Raw genomic sequence first — 6,902 nt, forward strand, 5'->3', positions numbered from 1 at the left:
TGCAAAAAGTAACGAAGAAAAAGCAACAAATGAATGAATTGCACTTCAAAAAAAGATTTAGCCCTTTTCCTTATTTTTACCCTTTAGGGGGATTAACGGACTAAATACGTCGTATACTTTTGTGGTAAATAATTGATAAAAAATATGAACGGTCCGGCAAGGGCAAAAAATAAAAAGAATATGAATAAGAGAATTTTTGTTGCTTTAGCAATAGTTTTTAGTCTGATGTCCTTATGGGCTTCTGCCCAGGATGTCATTGTTACAAAAGGTTCGAAAAAAATCGAAGCCAAAGTAACTGAAGTGAATGTGGACGATATTAAGTACAAAAGATTCGATAACCTTGACGGCCCGGATTATGTTCTTCCGAAAAATGATGTCCTTACCATTGTCTATCAAAACGGGAACGTGGAAGTTTATGGAACAGAAGAAACTGCCGTTTCAGCAAGCGAACCTGTTTCTGTGCCTGTTCCTGAGAATACACCCGTTACGGCATCGGTACCTGTAAGCGATCCCGCTCCTGCGAACGAGATTTCTGCGGGGACGGAGGAGTTGTTACAGGGCGATTACGCTTTGCTGCATATCTATCGGAAAGGCGCTATGGCCGGAGCAGCAATAGGGTATGACGTGTATTTGGACGACGAGAATCTCTTTCGCGCAAAAAATAATAGCAAAACAACGATCAAAGTTACAAAAGAGGGGATGAATACTTTACGGGCAAAAACCGAAACAAAAGTCGAAATACCCATAGATATTCAATTCGGACGTGAATATTACATTCGTTGCGGAATGAAAATGGGCGCTTTTGTGGGAAGGCCTGACATCGAGCTGGTGGATAACCATACGGGAATAACAGAGTTTGAAAAAATATCTTCTGATAAAAACAGCAATACTAACCGCTCCGTAAGGGGTACAAAAAAAGGAAAATGAAAAAAAGGAAATTGGATATTCTGATAACGATTCTGGTAGTTTTAATACAACTCTCCACGATCAGTTGTAGTCTTACAGCCGAAAAAATAATGGAAAAATATCAAACTTGTGGCATTGTAGCATCCGACATAAATAAAGCAGGATTTTCCATCGTCGAAGTGGTTGAGTGGTCAGGCGATAAAAGCGAATTTATGGTCACGGTAGAATATTTCAATCCGTTGATCAGTCATGTGGAAGAATATGTTCATCTGTTGGGTGGCCGTTTGGTGGCGCTTGATGCTGCAAAACCGACGAAAACAATACCGATAGAAACGAAGTTTTTCGTTGATTCCCTGACAAATGACGAATATGGCCTGCCGTCATACCATACGATAATTTCCATCAACAAAAAGGATATAAAATCAGGATTTGTTTTGATTGGTTTCAAAGGTATCGCGAAAGACGAATCGGAGGAAATGGAAACTCCTCCCATGTTTCAGATACTGGAACTGACTGGAAAAAACGCACGGGTGATTACTGAAATACCTTATGCGGGGGACGACTTTTTTGAACCGGCAGATACGAATACTCATTTTTCTGTTAATGCCGTACGGCTTCAGCAGATCATCGGCTCATGGGGAAATACGGACGGGGAATTTAAAACCGACCCGAACAATGCGATATCGTTTAATATAGCATTAACGGTTGATTCACTAAAACAGGACAAACCCAGTTTAATTCTTGAAAGAGACGGTTCATTCTCATCCACTATCGATTACTCCGACTTTGATGTCTTTGGTCTTAGTGCTGTTTTCAATGCTGCAAAATCATTAAAAATAGGGCAGAATACCGCCTGGGAGTGTGACAATTTCATGACCGGCCAACCCGGGCAGAAAGACAATAATTTTATCTTTTCCTGTAAATTGAAATTAACTCCTGTAGATGAAACGATCGACTATAAATTAATTCTTGTAGATCATCATTTGTTGCGTCTGGAAGTTTCTGAGAAAGTATACACCCGTGAAAGGCCCGATCCCAATACAGGGTTTATATTTGCTGGCGGCAATGTTCATCTGAGTAGTACGCTTAATTTTAAACGATTATAATCATATATTTGCTGTTTCGCAGTAGGTTTCATCTACGCTATTAGCAGTCTTTTTGGTGATGAATGCGATCAGGCAGACGTGTAATTTTCAGGAAAATAGGATAAAGGAATAAGTTTCAACCGTTCCGTAAGGAACACAAAGTATAAAAACATGAATACTAATCTTGGATGGAAAATTTTTGGTCTTTTTGTCAGTATCTTTCTTATTATTGGCGGACTCAGCGGCGAAATGGTCCTGAGAGGAACAGATAGCAGTACAGCATTGGTGGTGGCCGGATTTGTTTTTCTGGTTTTGGATATTTTCGCCATAGCGACCCACAAAAAACAGAAAGCGCAGGAAGAAAATGTAGCCGATGATTTGCAGCTGGAAGCCGATGTGCGCCATGAACCTACCGGTTCGTATGACGAAGATATCAGAGATGAAGAGGTATTATCGGATGAATCGTTTTTACCGCCGCAGAGATATTCAGGCATTCAATGGTTTTTCAAAGCTTTAAGGCATTACGCTGATTTCAGCGGACGTGCACGGCGAAGAGAATACTGGTGGTTCGTACTGTTCAACTTTATTTCTGCTTTCTTATGGTCGTTTTTGCTGATGTTGGTGTTTGCACTTACCGGCAGAGGGGATGTAGAATATGCAAGCAATATTGTTGCTTTAAGTTTTTATTTAGTGTTCCTGTTGCCGGCTATGGCGGTCGCGGTTCGACGGCTGCATGATCTGGGAAAAAGCGGTTGGATGTTGCTCGTGATGTTTATCCCGCTTGTAGGCGGTATATGGTTGCTCGTGTTGATGCTGACGGAGGGTCAGCAGGGAGCAAATAAATACGGACCCGACCCTAAAACTTCATCTGATCCATTCAGCGAAGCGGTAAAAGTGAAGAGTGCGGGAGTGGCGTTCATTGTTGCCGCCTCCCTGGCGATTGTCACGAGCATCATTCAATTTTTTGCAATAAATTCGCTATACGGATCTTTTCCCTTTTGGGGAATAGTAAATTTTATTGTTCTTGTGATAACATTGCTGGCAGGTATTTTCCTGTTGAATGGAAAAACAATGAATGTGATGCACGAAAAAACCAGATATGCTTTTTTCCTGTTTCTGGCAGCCGTTTCCATATCCCTTATCATAAGTGTCATTTCATTGAAAAACTACCTATCGAATGTCGATCACATTCAATGGCGATTTGCAGTAAACTCATCATTGAACCTTCTTTACAAGTCGTTGATTATCCTGTTCACTGCTTTATTCTTGTTTTTACAGGAAAAAAAATATCTCATCCGCAACATAGCGGTATTGGTCATTGTATTTTCGGGTTTATTTCTGTTTTGGGATGTATATAACTGTATGGTGAGGGACCATTATGGATCGGATATATGGGAGCAGATTTTAAATTTTTCAGAAGTCTTTTATTTGCTTCAACCCATCGCATATATCATTTTAGCAGGAACATACCTTTCGGGAATGGGAGTATATCTTTCGGGAACAGAACAATCAGTACCCGTGTACGCCCCGGTAATACCGCGTGATACTGAAAGTGCGCCCGCAAAAGACAAGAGTCCTGTTTTTAGCGATTCGGCGCCGGTGTACTATACGCTCGAACACAAGGTCGGATCCAGGTACCACAGGACCGGTGAAAAACAGGAAATATCAAACGAACAGGTGGAAATAGGCCGTGATCCCGGATGTGAGGTCCGGTTCGATGAGCATTTCGAAACAGTCAGTCGCCGACATGCAGCTATCATCAAGGAAGGCAATCACTGGAAATTAATACCGGTATCGCAAACCAATCCTACCTTCATCAACGGAAGAAGGGTGCACAAGGAGTGGTATTTGCAAAACGGCGACGAGATACAGTGCGCTATGAACGGGCCGGTGCTCGTGTTCAGGTTGCCCGGTTAAATAGGAATGATTTTGATATTATTGCTTTCAAACATCAATATATCAAGGACTGTAAGTCCGTTTTAATTTAGCCCGACGGTAACGCCTCGGGATATCGATCATTTTTGATTCTCTGGGCTGCAAACCCAGGTTAATTGGCTAACCTGGGTTTGCAGCCCGCTTTGTCCGAATCCGTTTTTATTTCCCAAGGTTGAAGCCATTGGGTTAAAATAATCTGCCATTTCATGGCGAAACGCTTATTTTGGAATAAAAATCAAACCTCTGCATAACATCAGTAAGTCATAGTAAATTAAATAATAATATTTTGTAAAATGCTAAAAGTCAAATCAAATTTGGGAAAAGTGGCGATGATAGTTGCCTGTCTCGCAGTAACAAGTTTAATGTACTCCTGCCATCCTGCGCCACAAAAGCTGTTTGACGCCATTGAACAAGACGACGTTCAACAGGTCAAGGCTTTGATTGCCAAACGTGTCGATGTTAATGCATCGAAGGACAACCTCACGGCACTTTCGATGGCTGTAAAAAAAGGAAGTCCTGAGGTTGTCGGAGAGCTTCTTGCCGCAGGGGCCGATGCGAATCACCAATTCATCGTCATCTCCTCGGGGGGACCTGCAATGTATACGGCACTCATGTATGCCGTGGATGGAGGACACACCGGAATAGTCAAGGCACTTCTTGCCGCAAACGCTGATGCAAACATGGGGTACACACAAGACCGCAAGCCACCACTTGTCATTGCAGTAATGAATGGAAACCCTGGCATTGTTGAAGCCCTTCTCCACGCAGGTGCCGATGTTAACGCGAAAGACGGTGGCGCTTACTCGGCGCTCATGGCCGCCGCGGATAAGGGAGATCTCGAAACCATCAGGCTCCTTCTTGCGGCAGGTGTGGATGTCAACGCGGCAACCAAAAATATTTATGACGTGACGCAAAGTGGTTTGACCGCACTTATGTTTGCCGCATTTAACGGGCACTCCGAAGCCATCAAACTCCTTCTTGACGCAGGTGCAGACATATCCCTGAAAAGCGGGGCAGGCAACAATGTCCGTGAAATCTCGGCGTATAAAGGTCATCAGGATATTGTCAGGTTGATTGATACCGCCGCACAAAAATAGAGGGCGTCAGAGTGCCGCCACATTGCAGGAAATGCCAGTCACTGGAATATTAGGTGCGACCTACGGTAATTAAACTTCGATATCTTCTATTTTGATCAGACCCAATCGTAGTGCACTAATGACCATGCTCATGGCATTTTTTGCGTCAAATTTAAGGATCAGGTTTTTACGTATTGTTTTAACCGTTTCAATATCCACGTAAAGAATATCGTTGGCTATTTCTTCATTGGTATAACCAGCCGCAATCAACCGGAGTAATTGTTGTTCGCGCCGCCCCAGCGGGATGGACTCTTTATTCCTGTTTTTGTTGAGTATCATGGAGTTTTGACCGCTGATGTTTAAAATAAACTCCATACGGTAAATCCTGACCGTTTCTATGTTTATATTGAGTGTGTCGGCAATATCCCAATTGGGGTATCCCTTGACGAGCAGACTCTCAATAAGGAGCTTTATGTATTGATCCAGACAGTCGGAATCCAATTCGTCCTTTTTATCTGCGATCAGGTTTTTGATTTTCAATCTGCGGTACTTTTCGGTAGCGTCCATCAACTGCGACAAATTTTCGATCGCGTCCTGACTGTTACTGTCATTGTTTATCATTTGGGCCTTTTGTTGGATAACGGCAAGTAGCTTTTCAGGCTCGGATTCTTCTGTTTCCTGAGGAACAACCATCTTGTCATAACGGAAAAACTTACCTTCCAGGACCGCTTGAATGGCAGAAATGATCACTTTAGGCAAGGCATCTTTTGAAATATAACCTGAACTTAAATTGTTCAAGGGAATTTTGAAGACGGAATATTCCTCATAAGAAGTGATGATCAGAATTTTTAAGGCAGGATGTTTTTTCCGTATCTCAGTGCAAAAATCCACCCAGTAACCATCAGTTAAATCTAATCCAAGAATCAGGATGTCGGGAAGTTGATCGGACAATTTTTTCTTGCATTCCTTTAGTGAGTTGAATGTGGCGGTTACTTTGGCATAATCGGACTTATCTATACATGTGCAAAAATCGTTGCTCAATTTCTTGCTTTTAACCGCAATATATACTGATTTCATCTGTATAAAATTATTTTTAATGGTTAGATGAACCCCGAAGGGCTCAGTGAAACTAAATGTCCAATTTTGTTCATGACGGTGGGTATAACGCTATGTTTATGGACATTTCATGTTTGCTTACTTAAAGGTAAAACAATTTTTATATTAGAAAGATGTGGTTTTCTGATTTCCACAAATGAACAAAATTAAAGTTTTTGGTATAACATCAAATCTGCAGGACAAAAATTTTAGGGCAACTGTCCTGTGATGATCCTCTTTTTCCTTTTGCAACTGCTTCGTCTGGTCCATTTATTCCGGATCTTATTTTTTTCACTCTTTGGGGTGATTGATGTGCGTGACGCTATCCCATATTTTTGCAGAGTAATAAATATCAATCGCTCCACAAGGGCATAAAGTAAAAGAAAGATGAATAAGAACATTTTTATAATTATCGGAATTTTAAGTTTAACATTCGTAGGCGTCTCTGCACAGGATGTTATTGTTACGAAAAATTCGAAGAAAATCGAAGCTAAGGTTCTGGAAATAAATGTGGACAATATCAAATACAAAAATTTTGATCACCTTGATGGAGCCATATATACGCTTCCGAAAAGCGATATCGTCACCATCGTTTACCAGAACGGACGAGTGGAAACATTTGGAGCAGCGGCGCCAAAATCTTCAACAACTGCGCCTGCATCTGTGATAACGCCACCTACAAAGGCATTGCCATCAACTGAAACGGTATCAGCAGGAAGTTCACATATTATTCCGGCGACAAACGATGCTGCTCAGGCATCTGCTCAAAGTACGGACAACAATAGCGCCGGAACGCTGGAAATTA

The 6,902-nt window shown here is 41.8% G+C and carries 6 protein-coding genes; 5 read left to right on the forward strand and 1 reads right to left on the reverse strand.

Going from position 1 to position 6,902, the window contains the following annotated elements; all coding sequences use genetic code 11:
• Positions 1-180: 180 nt before the first annotated feature.
• The 4 genes from LBQ60_06950 to LBQ60_06965 all read left to right on the forward strand — a co-directional run bounded on the left by LBQ60_06950 (position 181) and on the right by LBQ60_06965 (position 5,023).
• On the forward strand, positions 181-927 hold the full coding sequence (locus LBQ60_06950; protein MDR2037644.1) for a DUF2846 domain-containing protein: 747 nt from the start codon (positions 181-183) through the stop codon (positions 925-927).
• Positions 924-2,012: a hypothetical protein gene (locus tag LBQ60_06955; protein MDR2037645.1), complete on the forward strand. Its 1,089-nt coding sequence runs from the start codon at positions 924-926 to the stop codon at positions 2,010-2,012. Before LBQ60_06950 ends, LBQ60_06955 begins: the two co-directional genes overlap by 4 nt.
• 150 nt (positions 2,013-2,162) lie before the next feature.
• Positions 2,163-3,908 carry a DUF805 domain-containing protein gene (locus LBQ60_06960; protein ID MDR2037646.1) on the forward strand — a complete coding sequence of 582 codons (1,746 nt, stop codon included), beginning with the start codon at positions 2,163-2,165 and terminating at the stop codon, positions 3,906-3,908.
• A 311-nt stretch (positions 3,909-4,219) separates the two neighbouring features.
• Positions 4,220-5,023: an ankyrin repeat domain-containing protein gene (locus LBQ60_06965; protein ID MDR2037647.1), complete on the forward strand. Its 804-nt coding sequence runs from the start codon at positions 4,220-4,222 to the stop codon at positions 5,021-5,023.
• 69 nt (positions 5,024-5,092) lie between these two features.
• Here LBQ60_06965 and LBQ60_06970 read toward each other — a convergent pair whose 3' ends face one another.
• Complete coding sequence (locus LBQ60_06970; protein ID MDR2037648.1) at positions 5,093-6,079, reverse strand: LuxR C-terminal-related transcriptional regulator; 987 nt, start codon at positions 6,077-6,079, stop codon at positions 5,093-5,095.
• 405 nt (positions 6,080-6,484) lie between these two features.
• On the opposite strand from LBQ60_06970, the gene LBQ60_06975 reads away from it, so the two are divergent.
• On the forward strand, positions 6,485-6,902 hold a 418-nt coding region (locus LBQ60_06975), incomplete at its 3' end, for a hypothetical protein (protein MDR2037649.1).

Source organism: Bacteroidales bacterium, assembly GCA_031275285.1.
Classification (GTDB): Bacteria; Bacteroidota; Bacteroidia; order Bacteroidales; family UBA4181; genus JAIRLS01.

Coding starts and splice junctions, on each gene's coding strand:
- LBQ60_06970 (MDR2037648.1), bottom strand. CDS start 6,079: ATGAAATCAGTATATATTGCGGTTAAAAGCAAGAAATTGAGCAACGAT.
- LBQ60_06950 (MDR2037644.1), top strand. CDS start 181: ATGAATAAGAGAATTTTTGTTGCTTTAGCAATAGTTTTTAGTCTGATG.
- LBQ60_06960 (MDR2037646.1), top strand. CDS start 2,163: ATGAATACTAATCTTGGATGGAAAATTTTTGGTCTTTTTGTCAGTATC.
- LBQ60_06955 (MDR2037645.1), top strand. CDS start 924: ATGAAAAAAAGGAAATTGGATATTCTGATAACGATTCTGGTAGTTTTA.
- LBQ60_06965 (MDR2037647.1), top strand. CDS start 4,220: ATGCTAAAAGTCAAATCAAATTTGGGAAAAGTGGCGATGATAGTTGCC.